At 69.8% G+C, this 3,318-nt stretch carries 3 protein-coding genes and 1 pseudogene; 3 read left to right on the top strand and 1 reads right to left on the bottom strand.

The annotated features are described in order from the left end of the window. Both B7X32_RS19700 and B7X32_RS19695 read left to right on the top strand, forming a co-directional pair. Positions 1-665: pseudogene (locus B7X32_RS19700) on the top strand (serine hydroxymethyltransferase); the annotation flags it as partial. 125 nt (positions 666-790) lie between these two features. Continuing rightward, entirely contained in the window at positions 791-1,672 is an 882-nt protein-coding gene (locus B7X32_RS19695) for a bifunctional methylenetetrahydrofolate dehydrogenase/methenyltetrahydrofolate cyclohydrolase (protein ID WP_292723634.1), read from the top strand. A 72-nt stretch (positions 1,673-1,744) separates the two neighbouring features. On the opposite strand, the gene B7X32_RS19690 is transcribed toward B7X32_RS19695, so the two are convergent. After that, a complete protein-coding gene (locus tag B7X32_RS19690; protein ID WP_292723632.1) occupies positions 1,745-2,302 on the bottom strand; it encodes a hypothetical protein in 558 nt (185 codons plus the stop codon). Positions 2,303-2,421: 119 nt separating this feature from the next. On the opposite strand from B7X32_RS19690, the gene B7X32_RS19685 reads away from it, so the two are divergent. Then, positions 2,422-3,318: anaerobic C4-dicarboxylate transporter family protein (locus B7X32_RS19685; protein ID WP_292723630.1), on the top strand; the 897-nt coding region annotated here is incomplete at its 3' end.

Below are 3,318 nucleotides of genomic sequence, written 5' to 3'. Positions count from 1 at the left end.
TGGCCCACTTCGCCGGACTCGTCGCCGCGGGTCTGCACCCGAACCCGGTGCCGCACGCGCACGTCGTCTCCTCGACCGTGCACAAGACCATCGGCGGCCCCCGCTCCGGCTTCATCCTCACGAACGACCCCGAGATCGCGAAGAAGATCAACTCGGCCGTCTTCCCCGGTCAGCAGGGCGGTCCGCTCATGCACGTGATCGCGGCCAAGGCGACCGCGTTCAAGATCGCCGGCACCCCGGAGTTCAAGGAGCGCCAGGAGCGCGTGCTGCGCGGCGCCGCGCTCATCGCCGACCGTCTCTCGCAGCAGGACGTGAAGGACGCGGGCATCGCGGTCCGCTCCGGCGGCACCGACGTGCACCTCGTGCTCGTCGACCTGCGCGATGCCGAGATCGACGGCAAGCAGGCCGAGGACCTCCTGCACGACATCCACATCACGGTCAACCGCAACGCCGTCCCGAACGACCCTCGTCCGCCGATGGTCACCTCGGGTCTGCGCATCGGCACGCCGGCGCTCGCGACGCGCGGCTTCGGCGACGCCGAGTTCACCGAGGTCGCCGACGTCATCGCGCTCGCGCTGCAGCCCGGCGCCGACGTCGAGGCGCTGCGCTCCCGCGTGGACGCGCTCGCGGCCGCCTTCCCGCTCTACCCGGACCTGCAGCAGTAATCGCACAGATCCTTTCCTGACCGCGAGACTGCAACTCCGCGACGAGACTGCGGATGAGATGCGCTGTCTCGTCGCCGAGTTGCAGTCTCGCGGTCATATGAACCCGGGTATGAAGGAGTGTTGACATGACCGCGAAGATTCTGGACGGCAAGGCCGCTGCGGCCGAGATCAAGGCCGAGCTCACCGAGCGGGTCGCCGCGCTGAGGGAGAAGGGCATCGTGCCGGGCATCGCCACGGTGCTGGTCGGGGCCGACCCGGCGTCGCAGCTGTACGTGGGGATGAAGCACCGGCAGTCCGAGGCGATCGGGATGAACTCGATCCAGCGCGAGCTGCCGGCCGACGCCACGCAGGCCGAGGTCGAGGCCGTCATCGACGAGCTCAATGCGGATCCGGCCTGCCACGGCTACATCGTGCAGCTGCCGCTGCCGAAGCACCTCGACACCGACGCGATCCTCGAGCGGATCGACCCCGCGAAGGACGCCGACGGCCTGCACCCGACCAACCTCGGCCGGCTCGTGCTGAACGTGAACGCGCCGATCCGCACGCCGCTGCCCTGTACGCCTCGCGGCGTGATCGAGCTGCTGCTGCGCAACGACTACGACCTCAAGGGCAAGCACGTCGTGGTCGTCGGCCGCGGAGTCACGATCGGACGCCCGATGGGCCTGCTGCTCACGCGCCGCGACATCAACGCCACCGTCACCCAGGTGCACACCGGCACGCCCGACATGTCGCCGTACCTGCGCGAGGCCGACGTCATCGTCGCCGGGGCCGGCGTCAAGCACCTCATCACCGCCGCCGACGTCAAGCCCGGCGCCGCGGTGCTCGACGTGGGCGTGACGCGCGAGACCGACCCTGAGACCGGCAAGAACAAGGTCTACGGAGACGTGGATCCGGCGGTCGCCGAGGTGGCCGGCTGGATCTCGCCGAACCCCGGCGGCGTGGGCCCGATGACGGTCGCGCTGCTCATGACGAACGTGGTCGAGGCCGCGGAGCGCGCGGCGGCCTGAGGCCGCACGGATGAAAGGGGCGGATCCGACGAGTCGTCGGATCCGCCCCTTTCGGCGCAGGAGGTCGGAGGGTCAGCCGAGCTCGTCGAGCATGCGCCGCTGCTCCGGCGTGAGTCCGTCCTGGAGCTCCTCGCGCCCCGCGGCCGTCGCGCGCGACGATCCGGCGGACGGTGCGGACGGTACGGATGCAGCGGATGACGTCGGTGAGGCGGATCCGCGACGGGACGCAGAGATCCTCGCGCCGGCCGCGTCGTACAGCTCGCCGGCCTTGCGGGACAGCGCGTCGTCGATCTGGTCGTAGACGACCCAGCCGATCAGCAGGATCACCGGCGGGACGATCCAGCCCCAGACGTTCCCGGCGCGCACGCCGCTCAGCCAGACCGTGAGCAGCCAGATGACGAACTCGACCACGAACACGGCGAGGTACTGCACGACCTTGGTGCCGCCGGCCGACAGGGACGTCGCAGCCCGCTTCAGCATCGGCTTGAGCACGAGCGTCGCCAGGGTCAGGATCACGGACGCCCAGAGCGCGTGCAGCCCGACCCTCGCCGGGGTCAGCCAGCCGATCACGAGCAGCACGACGACGTTGAAGACGTAGAGCGACGCGAACCGCACGATCAGATTCCTCATGCGTCCAGACTGTCATGCGACGGAGCGGACGGGGAGAGCCGCCGCGCCGGACAGGGGAGGTGCGCCGGGGGTCGGGGACCAATATGCTGGCCGCGTCCGCGACCCTCGAGGAGACGCACATGCAGATCGCCCTGTTCATCGCAGAACTGATCGTGGTCCTCGGCTGCATCGTGATGGGCACGCGCTCGAGCGGCGTGGGGCTCGGCCTCTGGGGAGGGACGGGTGTCGCGATCCTGGTGTTCGTGTTCCGTGTGCCGCCGGGGTCGCCGCCCGTGGACGCGCTCCTCATCGTGCTGTCGGTCGTGCTCGCCTCCTCGATGATGCAGTCCGCCGGAGGGATCGACTGGATGGTGTCGGTGGCCGCGAAGCTCATCGCGCGCAGCCCGAGGCAGATCACGCTGGTCGCCCCGCTCATCTCGTTCCTGTTCTCGGTCGGGGCGGGGACCTCGAACATCCTCTATCCGCTGCTGCCCGTGATCCAGGACCTCTCCTACCGCAACGGCATCAGGCCGTCGCGCCCGCTCTCGCTCTCGGTGGTCGCGACCGGCGTCGCTCTCGCCTGCAGCCCGGTCTCGGCCGCCATGGCCGCGATGGTGACGCTCACCGACGTGGCACCGTGGAACTTCGAGCTCGTCGACATCCTCAAGGTGACGATCCCCGCCGCGGTCGTCGGCATCGTGGTCTCGAGCTTCGTCGTGAACCGCCTCGGCAAGGAGCTCGCCGAAGACCCGGAGGTGCAGGCGAAGATCGCCCGCGGCGAGCTCGCGCCGCCGCGCACGGGCGCTGCGGAGGTCAAGGCCGACGTGACCGTGACCTCCGCCGGCCGCAACGCGGCGATCATCTTCCTGCTCGGCGTCGCCGTGATCGTGCTCTTCGGCCTGTTCAAGGCGCTCCGCCCGCTCGACGCCTCGGGCGACCCGGTGAGCATGACGCCGATCATCGAGATCGTCATGTTCGTCGCCGGAACCGTGATCCTGCTGGTCTCCCGTCCCAAGGTCGGCGAGATCCCGACGATG

It is taken from the genome of Microbacterium sp. 13-71-7, assembly GCF_002257455.1.
Taxonomy (GTDB): Bacteria; Actinomycetota; Actinomycetes; order Actinomycetales; family Microbacteriaceae; genus Microbacterium.
Note: the sequence above shows the minus strand (reverse complement) of the source record. Positions and strands in the feature narration are given on the sequence as shown.